23 protein-coding genes and 2 pseudogenes are annotated in these 20,767 nt (G+C 36.0%); 16 read left to right on the forward strand and 9 right to left on the reverse strand.

The window, feature by feature from the left end; translation table 11 throughout:
- Positions 1 to 135 precede the first annotated feature (135 nt).
- From J4P91_RS15510 to J4P91_RS15525, 4 genes are all read left to right on the forward strand, one after another.
- A complete protein-coding gene (locus tag J4P91_RS15510; protein WP_207994843.1) occupies positions 136 to 1,755 on the forward strand; it encodes a long-chain fatty acid--CoA ligase in 1,620 nt (539 codons plus the stop codon).
- A gap of 343 nt (positions 1,756 to 2,098) precedes the next feature.
- Positions 2,099 to 2,680: a biotin transporter BioY gene (locus tag J4P91_RS15515; RefSeq protein ID WP_207994844.1), complete on the forward strand. Its 582-nt coding sequence runs from the start codon at positions 2,099 to 2,101 to the stop codon at positions 2,678 to 2,680.
- Between the two features lie 83 nt (positions 2,681 to 2,763).
- On the forward strand, positions 2,764 to 4,227 hold the full coding sequence (locus J4P91_RS15520) for an acyl-CoA synthetase (RefSeq protein WP_207994845.1): 1,464 nt from the start codon (positions 2,764 to 2,766) through the stop codon (positions 4,225 to 4,227).
- Positions 4,220 to 5,317 (forward strand): acetyl-CoA C-acyltransferase, encoded by a 1,098-nt coding sequence (locus J4P91_RS15525; protein WP_207994846.1) that lies wholly within the window; start codon positions 4,220 to 4,222, stop codon positions 5,315 to 5,317. The genes J4P91_RS15520 and J4P91_RS15525 overlap by 8 nt, the downstream gene beginning before the upstream one ends.
- Positions 5,318 to 5,361: 44 nt before the next feature.
- On the opposite strand, the gene J4P91_RS15530 is transcribed toward J4P91_RS15525, so the two are convergent.
- A complete protein-coding gene (locus tag J4P91_RS15530; RefSeq protein ID WP_207994847.1) occupies positions 5,362 to 6,564 on the reverse strand; it encodes an alanyl-tRNA editing protein in 1,203 nt (400 codons plus the stop codon).
- A 137-nt stretch (positions 6,565 to 6,701) separates the two neighbouring features.
- Between J4P91_RS15530 and J4P91_RS15535 the strand changes: the two genes are divergently transcribed.
- Positions 6,702 to 7,094: a hypothetical protein gene (locus J4P91_RS15535; RefSeq protein ID WP_207994848.1), complete on the forward strand. Its 393-nt coding sequence runs from the start codon at positions 6,702 to 6,704 to the stop codon at positions 7,092 to 7,094.
- Between the two features lie 86 nt (positions 7,095 to 7,180).
- Positions 7,181 to 8,422 carry an MDR family MFS transporter gene (locus J4P91_RS15540; RefSeq protein ID WP_207994849.1) on the forward strand — a complete coding sequence of 414 codons (1,242 nt, stop codon included), beginning with the start codon at positions 7,181 to 7,183 and terminating at the stop codon, positions 8,420 to 8,422.
- 121 nt (positions 8,423 to 8,543) lie between these two features.
- On the opposite strand, the gene J4P91_RS15545 is transcribed toward J4P91_RS15540, so the two are convergent.
- Both J4P91_RS15545 and J4P91_RS15550 read right to left on the reverse strand, forming a co-directional pair.
- The gene (locus J4P91_RS15545) at positions 8,544 to 8,924 is read right to left on the reverse strand and encodes an Hsp20 family protein (protein WP_017151451.1); all 381 of its coding nucleotides are present in this window, start codon (positions 8,922 to 8,924) and stop codon (positions 8,544 to 8,546) included.
- 132 nt (positions 8,925 to 9,056) lie between these two features.
- A complete protein-coding gene (locus J4P91_RS15550; protein ID WP_000414451.1) occupies positions 9,057 to 9,200 on the reverse strand; it encodes a small acid-soluble spore protein P in 144 nt (47 codons plus the stop codon).
- A gap of 120 nt (positions 9,201 to 9,320) precedes the next feature.
- On the opposite strand from J4P91_RS15550, the gene J4P91_RS15555 reads away from it, so the two are divergent.
- Together J4P91_RS15555 and J4P91_RS15560 are read left to right on the forward strand one after the other, a co-directional pair.
- Positions 9,321 to 9,584, forward strand: coding sequence for a hypothetical protein (locus tag J4P91_RS15555; protein ID WP_017151452.1), 264 nt, complete (start codon positions 9,321 to 9,323; stop codon positions 9,582 to 9,584).
- A gap of 47 nt (positions 9,585 to 9,631) precedes the next feature.
- Positions 9,632 to 10,357, forward strand: coding sequence for a polysaccharide deacetylase family protein (locus J4P91_RS15560; protein ID WP_207994850.1), 726 nt, complete (start codon positions 9,632 to 9,634; stop codon positions 10,355 to 10,357).
- Between the two features lie 34 nt (positions 10,358 to 10,391).
- Here J4P91_RS15560 and sspO read toward each other — a convergent pair whose 3' ends face one another.
- Positions 10,392 to 10,541 carry a small acid-soluble spore protein O gene (gene sspO, locus J4P91_RS15565; protein WP_017151454.1) on the reverse strand — a complete coding sequence of 50 codons (150 nt, stop codon included), beginning with the start codon at positions 10,539 to 10,541 and terminating at the stop codon, positions 10,392 to 10,394.
- Positions 10,542 to 10,835: 294 nt separating this feature from the next.
- Between sspO and acnA the strand changes: the two genes are divergently transcribed.
- Together acnA and J4P91_RS28930 are read left to right on the forward strand one after the other, a co-directional pair.
- Entirely contained in the window at positions 10,836 to 13,559 is a 2,724-nt protein-coding gene (gene acnA / locus J4P91_RS15570) for an aconitate hydratase AcnA (RefSeq protein ID WP_207994851.1), read from the forward strand.
- Positions 13,560 to 13,729: 170 nt separating this feature from the next.
- Positions 13,730 to 13,864, forward strand: a pseudogene (locus J4P91_RS28930) (ABC transporter ATP-binding protein); the annotation flags it as partial.
- A gap of 46 nt (positions 13,865 to 13,910) precedes the next feature.
- Here J4P91_RS28930 and J4P91_RS15575 read toward each other — a convergent pair.
- Together J4P91_RS15575 and J4P91_RS15580 are read right to left on the reverse strand one after the other, a co-directional pair.
- Complete coding sequence (locus tag J4P91_RS15575) at positions 13,911 to 14,237, reverse strand: YmzC family protein (RefSeq protein ID WP_207994852.1); 327 nt, start codon at positions 14,235 to 14,237, stop codon at positions 13,911 to 13,913.
- A 254-nt stretch (positions 14,238 to 14,491) separates the two neighbouring features.
- A pseudogene (locus tag J4P91_RS15580) lies at positions 14,492 to 15,081 on the reverse strand (DUF4306 domain-containing protein).
- 289 nt (positions 15,082 to 15,370) lie between these two features.
- Here J4P91_RS15580 and J4P91_RS15585 point away from each other — a divergent pair.
- From J4P91_RS15585 to tlp, 5 genes are all read left to right on the forward strand, one after another.
- The gene (locus tag J4P91_RS15585) at positions 15,371 to 15,949 is read left to right on the forward strand and encodes a redoxin domain-containing protein (RefSeq protein ID WP_207994853.1); all 579 of its coding nucleotides are present in this window, start codon (positions 15,371 to 15,373) and stop codon (positions 15,947 to 15,949) included.
- A gap of 118 nt (positions 15,950 to 16,067) precedes the next feature.
- Positions 16,068 to 17,015 (forward strand): 3'-5' exonuclease, encoded by a 948-nt coding sequence (locus J4P91_RS15590; protein WP_207994854.1) that lies wholly within the window; start codon positions 16,068 to 16,070, stop codon positions 17,013 to 17,015.
- Positions 17,016 to 17,182: 167 nt separating this feature from the next.
- The gene (locus J4P91_RS15595) at positions 17,183 to 17,326 is read left to right on the forward strand and encodes an FbpB family small basic protein (RefSeq protein ID WP_017151460.1); all 144 of its coding nucleotides are present in this window, start codon (positions 17,183 to 17,185) and stop codon (positions 17,324 to 17,326) included.
- Between the two features lie 43 nt (positions 17,327 to 17,369).
- Positions 17,370 to 17,504 carry an acid-soluble spore protein SspN gene (gene sspN / locus J4P91_RS15600; protein WP_000527986.1) on the forward strand — a complete coding sequence of 45 codons (135 nt, stop codon included), beginning with the start codon at positions 17,370 to 17,372 and terminating at the stop codon, positions 17,502 to 17,504.
- A 107-nt stretch (positions 17,505 to 17,611) separates the two neighbouring features.
- Positions 17,612 to 17,836 carry a small acid-soluble spore protein Tlp gene (gene tlp, locus J4P91_RS15605; protein WP_017151461.1) on the forward strand — a complete coding sequence of 75 codons (225 nt, stop codon included), beginning with the start codon at positions 17,612 to 17,614 and terminating at the stop codon, positions 17,834 to 17,836.
- A gap of 16 nt (positions 17,837 to 17,852) precedes the next feature.
- Here the strand turns inward: tlp and J4P91_RS15610 are convergent, their stop codons facing one another.
- Positions 17,853 to 19,145, reverse strand: a complete 1,293-nt coding sequence (locus J4P91_RS15610; RefSeq protein WP_207994855.1) for a glycoside hydrolase family 18 protein — start codon at positions 19,143 to 19,145, stop codon at positions 17,853 to 17,855.
- A 109-nt stretch (positions 19,146 to 19,254) separates the two neighbouring features.
- On the opposite strand from J4P91_RS15610, the gene J4P91_RS15615 reads away from it, so the two are divergent.
- Entirely contained in the window at positions 19,255 to 19,674 is a 420-nt protein-coding gene (locus J4P91_RS15615) for an acyl-CoA thioesterase (protein WP_017151463.1), read from the forward strand.
- Positions 19,675 to 19,703: 29 nt separating this feature from the next.
- On the opposite strand, the gene J4P91_RS15620 is transcribed toward J4P91_RS15615, so the two are convergent.
- Positions 19,704 to 19,994, reverse strand: a complete 291-nt coding sequence (locus J4P91_RS15620; RefSeq protein WP_207994856.1) for a HesB/YadR/YfhF family protein — start codon at positions 19,992 to 19,994, stop codon at positions 19,704 to 19,706.
- Between the two features lie 108 nt (positions 19,995 to 20,102).
- A complete protein-coding gene (gene plsY / locus J4P91_RS15625; protein ID WP_207994857.1) occupies positions 20,103 to 20,699 on the reverse strand; it encodes a glycerol-3-phosphate 1-O-acyltransferase PlsY in 597 nt (198 codons plus the stop codon).
- Between the last annotated feature and the right edge of the window lie 68 nt (positions 20,700 to 20,767).

A 20,767-nucleotide genomic window follows, 5' to 3' on the forward strand; every position in this document is an offset into this window, starting at 1 on the left:
ATTAATATAAGTCAATTGGAATATTATTTCTATGGAAATAATTCAGAAAATACTGAAATATTTCCACTTTTATTTATGGGAGTTTGATATAATAAATTTAAAAATGAAAACGCTTTAATAGGAGGCTGGGCGAATATGATGATGAATGTACCATTGACTATTAGTTCCATGATAGAAAGGGCAGAAAAGTTGTTTCCCAAAAAAGGAATTGTTTCGCGTACACATGACACAATTACAACTTTAACGTACAAACAATTAGGAGAAAGAACAAGGAGACTTTCAAGTGCATTAAAGAAATTAGGGATAAAAGAGGGAGAACGAGTTGGAACTTTAGCGTGGAATCATCATCGTCATGTAGAAGCATATTTTGCTATTCCGAGTATTGGATCTGTCTTGCATACGATTAATATTCGTTTATCTGCACAGCATATTTCCTATATTATTGGACATGCAGAAGATCGTATTTTACTCGTTGATGAAGATCTCGTACCCCTCGTTGAAAAAATTCAAAGTGAATTATCAACTGTACAAGCATACATCATTATGACTGACAAAAAAGAGCTTCCAAAAACTTCATTAGAGCCGGTCTATCACTACGAACACCTTCTTACAGAAGGAGATCCTGATTTCCAATTCTTAAAAGATATTGATGAAAACACACCGGCGGGTATGTGTTATACATCAGCGACAACAGGTAATCCGAAAGGTGTTGTATATACGCATCGTAGTACGGTACTTCATTGTATGGCTTTAGGATTAGCAGATACAGCAGCATTATCTGAAAGTGATGCAGCAATGGCAATTGTTCCAATGTTTCATGTGAATGCTTGGGGATTACCTTTTGCAGCTACGTGGTTTGGCTCAAAACAAGTTTTACCTGGCCCGATGTTTACACCGAAAATTTTACTAGAAATGATACAGAATGAAAAAGTAACATTGGCTGCCGGTGTACCAACGATTTGGCTTGGTGTTTTGCAGGAATTAGAAAATAATAGTTATGATTTATCAAGTATGAAACGAATTTTGTGTGGAGGCGCTGCAGCACCTAAAAGTGTGATAGCTGCATTTGAACAAAAGTATAACGTTCCGTTTGTACATGCATATGGAATGACTGAAACAAGTCCGCTTGTAACGCTTGCACGGTTAAAAAGCTATGAGACAGATTTATCCTACGAAGACCAGCTTGAAATTCGATCAAAGCAAGGGTATCTTGTACCAGGCGTTGAGATGAAAGTAGTTGGAGCGGGTGGAGAAGTGAAATGGGATGGAACTGAGATGGGGGAACTCTGTTTACGAGCACCGTGGATAGCTGCAAGTTACTATAACGATGAACGAACTGTAGAAGGATTCCGTGATGGTTGGTTATATACAGGTGATGTTGTTACAGTTGATGAGGAGGGCTGCGTTAAAATTGTTGACCGTACAAAAGATGTTATTAAAAGTGGGGGTGAGTGGATTTCCTCCGTTGATTTAGAAAATGCTTTAATGGCGCATGAGGCTGTATTTGAAGCTGCCGTTGTCGCGGTACCTCATCCAGTGTGGCAGGAGCGACCTGTTGCATGTGTTGTGCAAAAACAAAATAGTTCTGTAACGAAAGAAGAATTATATGAATTTTTACGACCACAGTTTGCAAAGTGGTGGTTACCTGATGATATTGTGTTTATGGAAGAAATTCCAAAAACATCCGTCGGGAAATTTTTGAAGCAAGCATTACGAAAAGAACTAGAGGATTTGCATAAAGGTAGCGAAAAATAATTTATCCCGCTATTTGCGGGCAGTAATACTCCCGCCTCAAAATTCGGCGGAAGCAAAGAAGTTAGGTGGAAGATAAACTGTCCGTAAAAGCCCGATTGGTGCGGGCTGATAATCAGTGGGGGAAGAAGAAAAACCCACTGATTAAAGTTGCACTTTATAAAAAGAGGCGACTTCTGCCGATGGGAGTCGATTTTTTTATATTGAATCATGTTAATTTATAGTGTTTTTATTGTTAACTAAAATCGAAAAAAAGTTGACAATAATACGAGAGTAAAGGTAAGATAACATCAATGATATGTTATCTTGTAAATTTTTGTAGTTTACAAATAGGAGAAATAAAAACATGAATACAAAAAATTTAGTTTTTGTTGCTTTATTTAGTGCAATTATGGGTGTGTTAGGACTGATACCACCAATTGCGCTTTCTGTTACACCTGTTCCGATTACATTGCAATCTCTTGGGGTTATGCTTGCGGGAGGATTGCTTGGATCGCGTCTTGGGGCATTAAGTCAAATGGTTTTCTTGTTTGTTGTTGGAGTAGGGGCACCATTATTAGCTGGTGGCCGTGGTGGTCCAGGTGTCTTTGTTAGTCCGAGTGCAGGTTATTTAATTGGATACGTTGTTGGAGCATTCGTGATAGGTTATATTGCAGAGCGTTTACGTCATGTATCTATTATAAAAATATTTTTGATTAATATAATTGGCGGAATTCTAGTTGTTTATATATTTGGCGTGACTGTCCAAGCATTTATCATGGATACCTCTATATGGCAAGCGATTAAAGTAAGTGTTGTATTTTTACCAGGGGACCTTATTAAAGCAGTTATAGCAGCAGTTCTTGTACCTAGATTACATCGTTCATTGAGGCACGTCATTACGCCTACGGTAAAGAGTGATAAAATCTCAAATGCAAATGCTAGCTAAAGAGTGTAAGAGACTTTATAAAATGTAGGAAACACGTATTAGCGTGTTTCTTTTTGTTATCTGAAAGGAAAGGGTGAATAGCAGTGGGGATTACATCATCTTATAGGAAACATGCTTGTTTACATCCTAATAAAATAGCGTTACAAGAAAAAGATAGACTATTAACATATAAAGAATGGCACGAATCTGTTTGCCAAGTTGCAAATTGGCTTAATAAAGAAAAAACAACGAATAAAACGATTGCAATTTTGTTAGAGAATCGTATTGAATTTTTACAAATCTTTGCAGGTGCTGCAATGGCAGGGTGGGTTTGTGTTCCGCTTGATTTAAAGTGGAAACAGGATGAAATTAAAGAGCGGTTAAAGCTTGCAAATCCATCGATTGTAATTTCCGAACACTATAAGTTGAGTGAAATACCACGAATAGATGGAAAGATACTTTCTATTCATGAATGGAATCAAATGATAGATAACCAGTTAAATGTGTATCATGCTTCAAAAAGTGTAAAGCATCTCCCATTTTATATGGGGTTTACATCAGGGTCAACCGGGAAAGCGAAGGCGTTTCTTAGAGCCCAGGAGTCTTGGGTCCATAGCTTTGATTGCAATTTACATGATTTCCATATGAAGAATAATGATACGGTTTTGCTTGCTGGTACATTGGTTCATTCTCTTTTTTTATATGGGGCAATAAGTGCGCTATATTTAGGACAAACAGTGTGTCTTGTTGGAAAATTCATTCCAAATCATATTTTATCTATATTGAAACAAGAGAAGATTTCAGTGATGTATACCGTCCCGACTATGCTAGAGGCATTATATAAAGAGGGAAGTGTTATAGAACAAGAAATGAAAATTATTTCTTCAGGAGCAAAATGGGAAGCCGAAGCAAAGCAGAAAGTAAAAAATGTATTTCCACATGCAAAAAGATATGAATTTTATGGTGCTTCTGAATTAAGTTTTGTCACAGCACTAACAGATTTAGAAAGTGAAAGAAAAGCATCTTCAGTTGGAAAACCATGTCATAACGTGCAAATTCGGATATGTAACGAAAAAGGTAAGGAATTAAAGCAGGGTGAAATTGGAACTGTTTATGTGAAAAGTGATCAGTTTTTTATGGGATATGTACTGAATGGAGATCTTTCTTGTCAAGTTACAGAAGATGGTTGGATGACTGTGTATGATATAGGATATCAAGATGAGGAAGGTTTTTTATATATAGTCGGCAGAGAAAAAAACATGATTTTATTTGGGGGTATCAACATTTTTCCTGAGGAGATAGAGAGTGTATTATCTACTCATCCATATGTTGAAGAAATTGTGGTTATTGGTATAAAAGATAGGTATTGGGGCGAAAAACCTGTCGCTATGGTAAAAGGAAGAGCTACAAGACAAGAATTAAAAAGTTTTTGTTTACAACGACTATCATCATTTAAAATTCCAAAAGAGTGGTATTTTGTTGATGAAATTCCACATACAAATAGCGGGAAAATAGCCCGTGAAATAGCAAAAAACATAGTTGAAAGTCAGGAGACAGTTTATGAATAGAGCAGTCATTGTAGAGGCGAAGCGAACACCGATTGGTAAGGAAAATGGAATGTTTAAGGAGTATGAGGTTCAGCGGTTGGCAGCACCTTTACTGTTTTATTTAAGTAAAGGGATAGAGCATGTAATAGACGATGTAATATTAGGAAACGTTGTTGGACCGGGTGGAAATGTTGCACGGTTATCGGCACTTGAAGCAGGACTTCCGTTTGCATTGCCGGGTGTAACAATTGATCGACAGTGCGGCGCTGGGTTAGAAGCAATTCGGATGGCTTGTCACCTTATTCAAGGCGGGGCAGGTAGTTGTTATATTGCTGGTGGTGTTGAAAGTACAAGTACATCACCTTTTGAGAAGAGGGCTCGCTTTTCGCCTGAGTGTATCGGAGATCCGGATATGGGAATAGCAGCTGAAAATGTAGCCGAGCAATACAAAATTACAAGAGATATGCAGGATGAATATGCTTGTTTCAGTTATAAAAGAACATTGGCAGCACTTGAAAAAGGATATTTACAAGAGGAAACTATTCCGATTTCTTCAAATGTAACGGAGGATGAAACGATAAAGTACGGAATGAATTATGAACGAATTATAAAAAGAACCAGGCCGGCTTTTTTACAAGGAGGAACAGTGACAGCAGGAAATTCTTGTGGTGTGAATGATGGAGCCTGTGCTGTACTTGTAATGGAGGAAAGGAAGGCTCATGTTCTTGGATATAAGCCGATTCTTCGGTTTGTTCATAGTGCTGTTATTGGTGTACATCCCCATTTACCAGGGAGCGGGCCTATATTTGCTGTGCAAAAGTTATTGCGAGATCAGAACCTCTCAATAGACGATGTTGATTATATTGAAATGAATGAAGCCTTTGCTGCTAAGATTGTAGCTTGTGCACAAGAACTACAAATTCCTTATGAAAAGTTAAATGTGAACGGTGGAGCGATTGCTCTTGGTCATCCTTATGGTGCATCAGGAGCTATGCTTGTGAATCGGTTGTTCCATCAAGTACAAAGGATGCAGGCGCAATACGTAATAGCAACATTAGGTATTGGCGGGGGAATTGGGCTTGCTCTATTATTTGAAAAAGTAGAGGGCTAGAAAAAATCTAAAGGATAGCATCAGGCTACCCTTTAGATTTTATTTTAAACTGTTTCTTGTGATACATGAATAAGTTGAGCTAAAAATTCTTCTCCTGTAATAACTGCGCTCCCGCCGCCGCGAGCGCTTTTTTGATTTCCGCCGCCTTTTCCTTCGATAGTAGGGAGAGCATTTTTCAAAATTGTATTCATGTTTGCTGTTATCGCTTTCCCACATGCAAGAACACATTGTAGTTTTTCTTCATTTTCGGTAACAAAGTATGTAATTGAGTGTTCATTTTGTTCGGTAATGATAGCTGATAATTTGGCGATCTCTTGCATGGAACGATTGGTAAAGACTTTTGCAATGAGTGTACCAGCTTCTATTTTTTTAGATTGCTGCAATAATTCATTTACTTCTACAAATAATAGTTTTTCATTCATAGCTTGCAATGTTTTTTCATTTTCTTTATGAGATGCGAGAAGATGAGTAACTTTATTTGGTATATCGTCCGCACTACTGTTTAATTGTTTAGAAACGTCTTTTATGATTTGTTGATGATGGCCCATTAATTTTAAGGCGCGCCATCCTGCAACAAAGCTTAAGCGAATTCCACCTTTATTTCGTTCCCACCCTATTATATGAATTGGTCCCACTTCACTTGTATATTTTGGATGTGTGCCACCACAACCGTTGTAATCGTAGTTTTCAATGATTACAACGCGAATATTTTCTGTAATCGTTGGTTCTTTTCGGAGGGGGAATTGCTTTGCTTCTTCTAAATTCATCCATTTAATATGGATAGGATGGTTTTCAAAGACGACCTGATTTGCAATTTGGAGTGCCTTATTAGCTGTTTCTAACGAAAGTTCTGGTGTCTCTAAATCAATTGTTATTGTCTCTTTTCCGAGATGAAAACTAATTGTAGGGATGTTAAAATGATCCCAAAAAGCAGCAGATAGAATGTGCTGAGCGGTATGCTGCTGCATATGATCAAAACGACGCTGCCAATTAATTTTACCTGTTACTTCTTTTGTATGTAATTCACCTGATATGAAATGACGGATTTCATCATCAACTTCCTCAACATTAATGACGGAAGCTTCATTTAGTGTTCCTGTGTCATGTGGTTGACCGCCGCCAGTTGGGTAAAATGCTGTTTCTGTCAAAGTAACATATAGTTTACCTTTGTTATCATAGTCTTGTTTTATAATTTGTGCTGTAAATGATTGCTGATAGGCATCGATGTAATATAATTTTTGGTTCACTTTCAAACTCCTCTCTATCTCACTAGTTTCATTGTAAAGCAATCTAAATAAGTTTCCTAATATTTCAGAAGAAAAAATCTCTTTTTTAGAATTTTCTTGCTATAATAAGGAAAAGGGAATATACGGGGGTGGATGAAATGCTGTATGAAAATGGCGTAGACAAATTGATTCGTCTCAATACAAATATTTCTGAACTATATCGAGAATTACACGAAATGACTCGGACTTTAACGGAGTGTAATCGAGAAAGTATAATATTCGATCGCATATATGTGAAAGAGTTATTATGGAAAAAAGAAGATGTGTCCGCTATGTATGATCAGCTTCTCGTTCAGCTTTGTATTAATGAATGCTTTGATTTAAAAAGTGTCATCACTGGTGAATACAAATTTACGTATGAGGAAGTGGAAAATGCGGTTCTTGAATTTAATGAAAAGTATGATGTGAATATCCTAATTAAGAACGTTTGCAAAGAGTTACAGTTTACATATGGTATTGATATGGAATTATCTAGGACAGCCAAGGTATAATCATAATTATTATAGAAGCAGGGAGAAGAAAGCTGTTAGTTTGCTTTCTTTTTCTATGTATGAAATAGAGAGAGTAGGGTTTTAGGATGAGAGGAAAGTTACAACATATTCACCCGCTCGGGATGAGTATCATTATAGGGACGCTATTTGCAAGGTTTGCAACTTCAATGAGCATTCCTTTTTTGGCAATATATTTAACAACTGTAAAAAATATATCAGCTGGGATGACAGGGGCAATTATTGGAACGAGTGCATTGGTTGGAGTATTTGCTAGTTTTATTGGTGGGAATTTATCTGATCGCTTTGGTCGTAAAACAATTATGATATGGTCTATTATTCTTTGGACTTTTGTGTTTATAGGATTTTCAGTAGCAGATCATGTTCTAAGTTTCTTTTTGTTAAATGCATTAAACGGTTTCTGTCGTTCCTTTTTTGAACCGGCATCACGAGCGCTATTATCTGATTTAACAAAACCGGAGTATCGTTTACTTGCGTATAACTTACGATATGGTGCCATAAATGTTGGTGTTGCTATTGGGCCGCTTGTTGGATTGCAAATTGGGAGTGCAAAATCAACAACGCCGTTTTTAATAGCTGCTGGAGTATACGTTTTGTATACGATTGTATTAGCATTACAATTTAAAAAATACCCGCTCGGTGAAAAGACAATTAATCTAGAAAAGCCTGTGACTATGGCGAGTGCAATTCGTATTTTACGAAAAGACACTGTTTTTTTAGTCGCCTTAGTTGGAATTATTTTGAGCAACAGTGGGTTTTCACAATTTACAACAACAGTATCTCAATATTTCGCGAACTCTTATGTATTTCAAAATGGCGTGACACTATTCTCATATATGCTAACATTAAATGCAATTATAGTAGTGGTTATACAATACCCTGTTATTCAGATTTGTAAGAAGTATACACCGCTTGTATCGATTATGGTTGGTACGTTATTTGTTAGTGGAGGGCTCCTTGGTTTTGGAACAGGAGAATCAATTAGCAGCATGGTTCTTTGCACAATTATTTTTACAGTAGGTGAAGTATTGATGTTTTCGATGACGGATGTGTTTATTGATGACATTTCGGTCTCACACTTAAAAGGAACGTATTTTGGAGCAATGGGGTTTTCAGGGATTGGTGCTGTTATTGGACCTTGGTTTGGGGGATTGCTGTTGGATTATTACGGATATCAAAATGGTTTTGCTGTATTTTCAATATTAGCTATCTTTTCAGTGGTTGCTTTTCCAATTCTTTTATTGACAAGAAGCTTGTTATCTAAAAGAGATCGTACCGTAAATTGTAAGACAGAAGCTGGAGTGAAATAACAGTTGACTGTAACGTTCATTGTTTTTTTGATCAATTTTTCTATTAGAAGCTTAATTGTATATAAAAATAGGGCAGGAAAATTCGTAAGGAACTTTTTCTACCCTGTTTTTATATAACGTTTTAATTTGAAAAAAGAACTTCTTTCTCATGTTTATCTGCAACTTCAGTTTTGGAAATGTGTATGGCAAGAAAGCCATTTTCTAAACAGGCTAGCATTTTTTTATATATGATGTTAGTAGGTAAGGAAATTGTTCGTTGTAAGGATGAATTTTTATGAAATATATGAATTGTTAGGCCTGTCTCCATCTTGTTTATAAGTACATTTTGTTCTGATACATTAGGAATATCAGTTTCTAAAATGTACTCTTGTTCCGTTTCACAAAGGTCAATGTGGATGTGATTAGGGAAACTGAAGTTGTCATATGAATCAGAGCAAAACTGATCCATCCATTCTTCAAAACCATCAACACGAAAAAGACAATTTTTCTTTTTCTTGCCCATGTAAGACACCCTCCGTAAAATCTCAATTCATATCATAATATGCATTAAGAAATTAGAGGTGAAAAACAAACTAGAAAATATGTCGAGCTGTTTGTTGTAAAAGAAGGACAATGCGTGTGCATTGTCCTTCTTTTACATATCATGATGTGCGTGATTTTTTTGTCGTGAATGATTTCGGTTTTTTACTTTATGAGACCCGCTTAACGGCTCAGGTTGCCCAGAAGGTTGCCCTTTTTTTGTATTTTGACGAATGGACTTGCTATTGTTTTTTTCCATGCTGTGCTGCACCTCCTTCTTGTATTTAGAATGAGAGAACTTTGTAAATTTATACGAGAATGTTTTTATGAAAAAAGGTAAAGATAAGTGAGACTAACTATAACAGAAAGGGGAAAGTGTATGCCGTATCATAAAGATAAACAGCAAGCTTTTCAAGCCGCACAACAAGGAGTCGTACAAGCAGAAAATTTATATAACAATATTGTGAAAAATGACCCGAATTATGGTCAGGATTTAAAGCATTTACGACAAGAAGTTCAAGAGGCATATGAGCAAATTCAAAATGCACTTGAAGTAGCATCTGAAACACAACGTCCACAACTTGAGCAGTTTGAAAGTAATTTACAAAATATTATGCGAGATGTGGATCAGTTAGGTGATTGAACAGGTTGTTGTATGATTTCAACAACCTGTTCAATTCTGAAGTCAATATGTTGAAAAGAAAGATTTCTGTAATAATCATTTGTTTGATTTGTGTAGTACATATATTTCGAGTGGACAAAGTAGATGCGAAAATGTTAATGAGAAAAGAATTGGAACCTACTGGTTATGTAACGTGGGAAGTACCGAATAACGAAAAACTTATTGCAATTACATTTGATGATGGTCCGGATCCTACATATACTCCTCAAGTGCTTAATTTATTGCGACAGTATAAAGCTGAAGCAACTTTTTTTATGATTGGTTTTCGAATTCAACGGAACCCATATTTAGTTAACAGGGTACTTAAGGAAGGGCATGAAATTGGGAATCACACGATGAATCATTTATATGCAAGAGATGCATCTAATGAAAAATTAAAAAACGATATTTTAGAGGAGAAACGATATTTACAAAAATGGGTAAAGGAACCTCTGCTTTTTCGTCCACCAGGAGGATATATTAACGATGCAGTATTTGCAACAGCAAAAAAAGCAGGTTATCAAATTGTGTTGTGGTCTTGGAATCAAGATCCGAAAGATTGGGCAGACCCAGGTACTGAATCCATTGTGAAGAATGTTGTAACAAATGCAAAAAGTGGTGATATTGTGCTACTTCATGATGGTGGAAGCGATCGAAGTCAAACGGTAGCTGCATTGGCTAAAATTTTACCAGCTCTCCAAAAGCAAGGGTATCGATTTGTAAAAGTTTCTGAATTGCTACGATATAGACATTAAAAGTCCCAAAAGATTATACTTTTGGGACTTTTCATTACTGATTCTTCTTCCGTTTTTTATTATTTTGACGCTGCTCTGGTGTTAGCGGCTCGTTTGAAAATTCTTCGTTATAACCAGTTCCTTGACCTTGAGCTGAAGCAGCGTTCATTCCTTGGATGATATGATTTGCTTTACGTTTACCCATTTGTTTTCACCTCTATAACGTTTTCTTTATAAAACAAATAATGAATTGTTCATTACATGTATGAACAGAAAAGAAAAGCCTCAAAAGAAAGCTTTACTTTATGGTAATAGTATTCATAAGGAGAACGAAGGCTATTCAAAATTCCAGAGATAAAGAAAACTTATGATAAACTATAAGTTTCTTATTATTTACTTATTTAGAAAGTTGTAATAAGATATTATCGTAAGGTATTGAAAAGTTTGTCTACATTTTATATTCAGACAACTCAGTCACGTTTAACAGGGGGGAAACATAATGGTCAAACATAATCCATTTCAATCTCGTGAAACATTTGAAGTAGATGGAAAAACGTATCATTATTATCAATTGAAAGCGCTTGAAAATGCAGGGGTTGGCAACGTATCACAATTACCGTATTCAATTAAAGTTTTGCTTGAATCTGTACTTCGTCAAGTTGACGGACGTGTCATTACAGAAGAGCATGTTACAAATTTAGCGAAGTGGGGAACGAAAGATGTTAAAGATATCGATGTTCCATTTAAACCATCTCGCGTAATTTTACAAGACTTCACAGGTGTTCCTGCTGTCGTTGATTTGGCTTCACTTCGAAAAGCAATGGCGGACATGGGTGGGGATCCTGATAAAATTAATCCAGAAATTACTGTAGACCTTGTAATCGATCACTCTGTACAGGTTGATAGAGCGGGTACAGCAGACGCGCTTGAATTCAACATGGACTTAGAGTTTAAACGTAATGAAGAACGTTATAAATTTTTAAGCTGGGCACAAAAATCATTTGATAACTATCGTGCAGTTCCGCCAGCAACAGGTATTGTACACCAAGTAAACCTTGAGTATTTAGCGCCAGTCGTTCATGCGGTGAAAAATGCTGACGGCGAATTAATTGCATACCCAGATTCATTAGTTGGAACGGACTCTCATACTACAATGATCAATGGTATTGGCGTCCTTGGATGGGGCGTTGGTGGTATTGAGGCAGAGGCAGGAATGCTTGGACAACCTTCTTACTTCCCAGTACCAGAAGTTATCGGTGTTAAATTAACTGGTACACTTCCAAGTGGTACAACAGCAACAGACGTTGCATTAAAAGTAACACAAGTATTACGTCAAAAAGGTGTAGTTGGTAAATTTGTTGAGTTCTTTGGTAACGGACTAAAGAGTATGCCTTTAGCTGACCGTGCAACAATTTCAAACATGGCACCAGAATACGGCGCAACTTGTGGATTCTTCCCAATTGACGAGATTTCATTAGATTACTTACGTTTAACAGGAAGAGACGAAGAACAAATTCGCGTTGTTGAAGAATACTGTAAAGCAAACGGTTTATTCTATACAGCAGACAGTAAAGATCCAATTTATACAGATCTTGTTGAAATTGATTTAAATACAATTGAATCCAACCTTTCAGGACCAAAACGTCCACAAGATTTAATCCCTCTTTCAAATATGAAAGATGAGTTCCATAAAGCAGTTGTGGCACCAGTTGGAACGCAAGGACTTGGGTTCAATGAACAAGAATTTGATAAAGAAGTGAAAGTTGCATTAAAAGATCAAGAAGTAACGATGAAAACAGGTGCAATTGCAATCGCTGCGATTACAAGCTGTACAAATACATCTAACCCATACGTATTAATTGGTGCAGGCTTAGTTGCGAAAAAAGCAATTGAAAAAGGCCTTAAAGTACCTAGTTATGTAAAAACATCATTAGCACCAGGATCTAAAGTAGTAACGGAATACCTAGATAAATCAGGTTTAACAACTTATTTAGATCAATTAGGATTCCAAACAGTTGGTTACGGCTGTACAACTTGCATTGGTAACTCTGGTCCATTAGCGCCAGAATTAGAAGAAGCAATTGCAGCAAATGACTTATTAGTAACATCTGTTTTATCTGGTAACCGTAACTTTGAAGGTCGTATTCATCCGCTTGTAAAAGCGAACTACTTAGCATCACCACCACTTGTTGTGGCATATGCACTTGCTGGTACAGTTGATATCGACTTGAAAAACGATGCAATCGGTAAAGATACAAACGGTAATCCGATTTACTTCAACGACATTTGGCCATCAGCGAAAGAAATTGAAGAAGTGGTTCAAAGCGTCGTAACATCTGAACTGTTCAAAAAAGAATATGCACAAGTATTTAATAGCAATGAACGTTGGAATGAAATCCAAACTTCAAATGAAGCGTTATATACTTGGGATAATGACTCAACATACATTCAAAACCCACCGTTCTTTGAAGGCTTATCAAAAGAACCAGGTGAAGTAGAAACACTTTCAGGTTTACGTGTAGTTGGTAAATTTGGAGACTCTGTAACAACAGACCATATTTCACCAGCAGGTTCAATCGGTAAACATACACCAGCAGGCCGCTATTTATTAGAAAATGGTGTACAGCCAGTTGACTTTAACTCTTATGGTTCTCGCCGTGGTAACCATGAAGTTATGATGCGTGGTACATTCGCAAATATTCGTATTAAAAACCAAATCGCACCAGGAACAGAAGGTGGATATACAACTTACTGGCCAACTGGCGAAGTAACATCTATCTATGATGCTGCAATGAAATATAAAGAAGACGGTACTGGACTTCTTGTAGTTGCTGGTAAAGATTACGGTATGGGAAGCTCTCGTGACTGGGCTGCGAAAGGTACAAACCTTTTAGGCATTAAAGCAGTTATCGCAGAAAGCTTCGAGCGTATTCACCGTAGTAACCTTGTACTAATGGGTGTATTACCATTACAATTTAAAGACGGAGAAAGTGCAGAAACATTAGGTCTTGTTGGTAACGAATCATTTGAAATTCAAATCGACAAAACAGTTAAACCACGTGACCTTGTAAAAGTAGTTGCAATTGACCCAGAAGGAAACGAAAAACAATTTGAAGTAGTAGCACGCTTCGATAGTGAAGTAGAAATTGACTACTACCGTCATGGTGGTATTCTGCAAATGGTTCTTCGTGAGAAAATTGAAGAATCTAAGGTGTCAAACTAAGTAAAATATTGTAAGTGAACGAGAAAAGTAAATATTTTCAATCAAAATTAGGAAGCTGACTGACGTTAGCTTCCTAATTTTATGTGAAAGAAAAGGGATGAAACCATATGGTTTCATCCCTTTCCTTTTTTTATTTAAAAGTAGGAAGAAGAATAATGTAGGAATATAAAAGGATTGTAACGACACATGATATAAAAAATGCGCTGATAGATCGGATTGTCGTAATGAAGAAAGGTGTTATTATTGAATGTGGGACGCCTCAAGAATTATTAAGCCATAATTCATTATTTAAAGAAATGCTATAGTTTTCATCAAAACAAGGGCTAAATCAATGCCCCTGTTCGTTCATATTTACTCTGGTTTATTGAGCTGATATTCGTATGTAGAGGAGTTTTCGGTATTAAATTCTTTTACTAATGTAATTTTATTTGTGTCTGAATCATATTTGAAAATTTTAATGGTATGTCTATCGCCACTTTCAGGATCATTTTCTTGTAAAGCAAATGTATTTTCTGCAATTTGTGTCATATTACTGGTTGGTAAATTACCACTTGAAGAGTCGTGATTTGTGGAAACTTCAATCACTCTCTCTTTGTTGAAAAATATAAGGACTACGAGTAAGATTACAAAACATATACGCATATAGCGCAGTTCTTTACTAATTGGGTGTTCTCCCATAGTATTCATCCTTTCTGTGATTATTATGAACTAGAAATTGTTGTAATGGCATAGAAGCTAATAATGCCAAGAGTGGTGAATACAATAAATGATACTAAAGTTGTATAAATGCAAACACGGCCGGTTTTTCTACTTTCAGGATCTTTACTAAATAGGGGTATAATCCATGCGATAATACTAATAGGGTAGAATATGAAACTAAAAGTATAATAAAAGTAACGGGATAGGTGAGTAATTGCAGAATGAGTATCACCTCATATGTTTATATTTTTGCGCAAACGTATTTGACGAGAGATCGTAGTTACAACTAGCCCTGTCATATAAAGAAAAGTTAGAATGAAGACAGTACTAATGATAGGAGATTTTTGAAGTGCGTATAATAATTTATCAATATAATAAATTTGATTTAAATCTGTAATTGATTTTGGAGAGAAGATTAAATATTTCTTCCAATTTTCTTCTATAGCAATCGTCGTACCTGTAGAGTGTGTGATAAGTAATGTGTAAAAAAAAGAGGAAGCATAATCATGAGTTGTAAACCAATCAATCCAGTTTTATATTTTCTCCAGTACAACCAACGAGCTATTATAATTCCTACTAAATAGACAATAGATAATATAAAAACTGTAGTGAAAACTGGATTGTATTTAAAGGCATACAATAGTTTATCAATTTCATACACCTGATTGGAGCTTTCTGTTGTTTTAGGAGTGAAGACGATATGTTGTTTCCAGTCTTCTGAAATACTTAAGTAGCTGGCAGTCCAGCTTGTAATAAACAATGAGAAAAATAAAGTGGGGAGAATGATAACGTATTGTAACCAATGCAAAATAGTTTTGTTCATAAATAATGACACCCCTTCCAAATTATAACTATTCTCATTATACGATAAAGAGAAAAAGTTTTCATTTTTATTAAGAATATTCTATTTATTTATCAGGAGAATATTTCCAAGCTTGTCCGTATAAGCTAAAATAAAGTATAAATACTATTGTTATTTTTAAGTGATATATAAAGTGAAACTTTAATCAGTTAGGGGGGAGAAGCCCTCGCTAATTATAAGCCTTCATCAATCGGGCTTTTACTGCTAGTTAATGCGGGATAAAATGAGATAAACGATAAGGGTGATGTATATGTGGCGAAAGCTTACCATTGTTGTAGTGTTGCTGTGCTTAGTGGGTTATGCAGTTTATGAACACCAGTTCGGAAAGAATGAAAAACAAGTAAGTGAAGAGCAAGTAAAAAGCGAAGCGACGATGAAAGAAGTCATTGCAAAGAACGGAATTGAAGTAGGAAAGAATGCACCTGATTTTGAGTTATCAAAATTAGATGGTACAAAAGTGAAATTATCAGATTTGAAAGGAAAGAAAGTCATCTTAAATTTCTGGGCAACGTGGTGTGGACCTTGTCAGCAAGAAATGCCGGATATGGAAGCTTTCTATAAGAAGCATAAAGATGATGTGGAGATTCTTGCTGTAAATTATACGATTTCTGAAGGTGCTAACGGAGAAGAAAAAGTGAAAAAGTTTGTAGAAGAGAAGGGGGTAACATTCCCTATTTTACTTGATAAAGATATAAATGTTACAACAACGTATAAAGTAATCACCATTCCCACTTCTTATTTTGTGGATACAAAAGGTGTAATTCAAGATAAATTTATCGGGCCGATGACACAAAAAGAAATGGAGAAGAGAATTGCGAAAATAAAATAATGTTAAGGAGACAGAGAAGGTAAGAGGCCATTTCTGTCTTTTCTTTTTCATCAAACAGCTTGTTCATGATATGATAAAAGAAATTTGAACGATAATAGTAATGTAAGGAGAGTATATTGTGGGACATTTATCTTTGCCAGGAGACTATGTTGTGATTGACTTTGAAACGACAGGATTTAATCCTTATAATGATCGGATTATTCAAGTAGCAGCGGTAAGGTATCGCAATCATGAACTAGCAGATCAATTTGTTTCTTTCGTAAATCCAGAGCGTCCTATCCCTGGCCGAATTACGAGTTTAACAGGGATTACAAATTATCGCGTTTCGGATGCTCCAACGATTCAGGAAGTTTTGCCGTTATTTTTAGCGTTTTTAGGTGAAGACACCATTGTTGCTCATAATGCTTCGTTTGATATGCGTTTTTTAAAGAGTAATGCAAATATGCTTAGATTGCCAGAACCTAAAAATATAGTAGTGGATACCGTGTTTTTAGCGAAAAAATATATGAAGCATGCCCCAAACCATAAGCTAGAAACTTTAAAAAGGATGCTCGGGATTCGCTTAAGTTCTCATAATGCACTTGACGATTGTATTACATGTGCAGCTGTGTATCAAAAATGTGCAATCGTGCAAGGAGAAGGGCGAAAGAAAACGAAAAAAGAAACAATTGAAGAAGATGCAGTGTATACATTAATAAAAGAAATGCTTGTGAAGAATAATCGTGATGTCGAATGGATTCGTTATGTAAGTGTCGGGAATTATTTAGATATTAAAGCTTTTTATCCGATTGTAAGAGTGAAGGTCAAAGGGCGTAAAAAATATGTTTTAACTGAAAAGACAGAACAAGAAATATTAGAGATATATCCTACTTTAAAATGTGAGCCGGCTTTAAAAAATGAAATAGGTATAACGAGAATTATGGTTGAAAGTCTAGAAGATTTTGCGACGTTAGAAAATTATATTTTAGAGGTTTATGACACAGTGATGCAAGCACTGAGTGAGTATAAAGAAAGTAAAATTAATGCAGATGAAGAAATTGAAAAATATTTAAGTATAATGAAATAATAAAAATGCTCAAAAATCCATCAGTTGTTAAAGGTCTACTGATGGATTTTTAATTGGTAATAGACTTTTCTTTACTAAAACATAAAATTTTCTCACAAATCTGATTAAAGAGTTTTTCATTTGCTCATACTAATTAGTAAGAAAGCGAAGGAGAAAGGATGAGCAGCATGAGAAGAAATCGTCGACAAACGTTTGAAGAACTTGTGAGGGAAAACAAGCGGCAACTATTAAGCGATCGTGATGCAATTGAACGGATTGAAGAACGAATTGAAAAGCGTTATGAAATGCAACTTTTTAAGCAGGCTGAATAATTCTTATCGCTAGTACGATACTAGTGATAAGGAGGCGATAAGAGTGGGAAATCCAAAAAAGAATTCCAAAGATTTTGCACCAGATCACATTGGAACACAGTCAAAAAAAGCTGGTGGAAATAAAGGGAAGCAAATGCAAGACCAGACAGGGAAACAACCGATTGTTGATAACGGTTAAAGAAAAGGAGAATGTTTTCATTCTCCTTTTCTTTATGTGTATACATAATCTAGTTCATTTTTGGAATGCTAACATGGTATGTATATTTCAACTAGGAGGGAAACGGCATGGCAGAGCAATATAAATCGAATCCAGATGACCGAAGTGATAATGTAGAAAAACTGCAAGAAATGGTACAAAATACGATTGATAATTTTAATGAAGCAAAAGAAACGGCAGAGGTTTCGAATGAAAAAGATCGCGCTGCAATTGAAGCGAAAAATCAACGCCGTTTAGAGAGTATTGAATCGTTGAAAAGCGAAATAAAAGATGAATCTGAGTATGATGCGTAAAAAAGGCTGACAGTTGTCAGCCTTTTTTTGTGATCGAGAAATTTTCCACAAGTAAACGCCAATTTTGCGGGAAAGGAAGACCGATTTTCCAATAGCTAATCCCCCGAATGCCTTGTTCTTTTATTAAATTAAATTTACTCTGAACAGACCTGGCATCTTCAAACCATACTTCATGCTGTACACCATTTTCATCAAAGTAATTAAAGTGGGGTGCTTGTGCTGTGAAATCATATCGAATTGGAACATTATATTTACGAGCAAGTGCAACGGCCGCAACAGAACTGATTGCTTTGGCTGGTGGATTGTCTTCTTTAAAGGGAAGCTTCCAGTCGAAACCATATAAATTTTGTCCCATCATGATTTTTTGCGGTGGCATTTGAGATTTTGCATATTGAATTACCTGTTTCACAGGACCAATAGGAGATATAGCCATCGGTGGCCCGCCTTGCCATCCCCAGTCATATGTCATGATAACGACAAAGTCAACGATTTCTCCTTGTGCTTTGTAATCATGTGCTTCAAAAAATGGTCCTTTTTGCTTCGAACTTGTTTTTGGAACAAGCGTTGTACTTAACGTATAACCTTCTGGTAATCTTGATTTTACATTTCGTAAAAATCGATTGTAGGCTTCACGATCTTCTGGAGCAACATTTTCAAAATCGAAATGAATATCACGCATTCCATACTTCTCGGCTGCTTGCAAAATGTTGGTAATAAATTTATTTTGAATAGTAGCGCTTCGTAAAAAAATGGAGGCTAATTCCGCACTAAAATTACCGTTTTCAATATTCGTAATAACGAGCATGGGAATTGTTTGACCTTGTGTTGCAATTTGGGCAATTTTTGCAGTTTCTGTTGGTTCTTTTAATGTTCCATCACGCAATGCTTCAAAGCTAAAGTAGGCTAAATATGTGAGATAAGGATTGATGGCCCGCGTGGCACTCACTAAACTTTCTTTAATTGGAATAGTAGAAGGTTGTAAATAGGCGATAGATTCTATTGCTCGCTTTGAGCCTTTTGGTACATATAATTGTTGACCGACGTGAAGGATGGATTTTAATGATAAGTTATTTACTTTTGCTAAGCTAGCGAGAGGGACGTTATATGTTTGAGAAATCCGATAAAGACTGTCTCCAGGTTGTACGTAATAATTATTTCCTCTTGTATTTACAATTAGTGCCTGACCAACAACAAGTGTTTCAGCTGGATTAAGTCCGTTGTCTTTTACAATTTCTTCGGGTGTAGTGCCGTATTTTGACGCTAAGCTATATACGCTATCACCGCTACGAACGGTTACAATTTGAATCATATACTCGCTCCTTTCAGTAAAAAGATCCACTGTTTCTATTTTATTTTTGATTTCACTGTATTATGATTAAATGTATGTGAGGAAACAGAAGTGAGAAGGAGATTGTGATATGTTTGTAGCAGAACACGAAATTGAGATCCGCTATGCGGAAACAGATCAAATGGGTGTGGTTTATCATTCAAATTACCTAGTATGGCTGGAATTAGGGCGTACTAAATTTATTCAAGAATTAGGGTTTTCATATATTGAGATGGAGAAAGATGGGATTGTTTCTCCTGTTTTGGATTTGCAAATTTCTTATCGTAAAGCAATGCGCTATGGAGAAAAAGCAATTGTGAAAACATGGGTGGAATCTGTTAGTCCATTGCGCGTTATATATGGATACGAAATTTATAATGGTGATGGAGAGCTTTGTATTACAGCCTCAACAACAAATATTTGTGCGAAAAGAGAAGGGTTTCGCCCCGTATCACTAAAAAAATTATATCCAGAGTGGTATGCGAAATATGAGGAAATTAAGAAGAAATGAAAAAAGTGTGGTAAGGAACCACACTTTTTTTATTTCTCATAATTAAATTGCGGGAAGTCTTCACCATCGTTAAGTGTAACGGATAAGTCATGCCCATCAAAGAACCACTCATCATCACCTTCAACGAAGAAAGTAATACCTTCTTCTTGAATTTGAACAGCAGGATGCGCAGGATCGTCTTTACGGATTCCTAAAGAAAGTCCTTTTTGAACAGTACTGCAACCACCATATTGTACGAAAAATCGAAGTGTATCGCCAGATTGTAAGTTTAATTCATCTTTATACCAATTTACTGCTTCTTTTGTTACGGAAAGATTCATGTATAGTTCCTCCAAGTTATATTGCTTTTTCTTTAGTATAAAAAATAACGCAAAAAGACGCTATTAATATGCTTTGCGTTTTCTTTTTGCGTTATGTGGGTCACAACCTTACTTTTGTTTCTTTGTAAAATTCGCTTTCGGTTCAGTTTTATTTATAATTCGTCCAATATTAGTACGGTGTCTATAAATAACCATACCAGCTAATAAACACATCGCAACAATGAAGATTTTATCCCCAGTAACAATTGATGCGATAACAGCAACAACAGCTGTTACCATAGAAGAAAGTGATACGTATCTCGTTGTAAATAGAAGGGTGAAAAAGACAACGGCTAATATTGCAAAAATAATTGGCGCGTAGCATAAGAGTACTCCAGCAGAAGTTGCAACTGCTTTTCCGCCGCGGAATTTTGCAAAAATCGGATATACATGTCCAAGAACTGCAGCTAATCCAAACCAAAGGGGATGGATATCTAAGGCAAAAATTAACGGTAGAGCTGTCGCTAACGTTCCCTTTAAAATGTCAGCAATTGTAACGATAAAACCTGCTTTTTTCCCTAGCGTCCGAAATGTATTCGTTCCTCCTAAATTACCGCTACCATGCTCGCGAATGTCGATTCCGTAACCAATTTTTCCGACAACAAGTGCAAATGGAATCGAGCCAAGTAAATAGGCAACGATAAATAAAAGATATGTAATAAGCATAAGTTCAGTCTCCTTTATTCAAATGTGTTGATAAAGGGTAAAAAGAGTTTTTCCCGTATATTGTACCA

Origin of the sequence: Bacillus sp. XF8, assembly GCF_017498755.1 — a bacterium.
GTDB classification, from domain to species: domain Bacteria; phylum Bacillota; class Bacilli; order Bacillales; family Bacillaceae_G; genus Bacillus_A; species Bacillus_A bingmayongensis.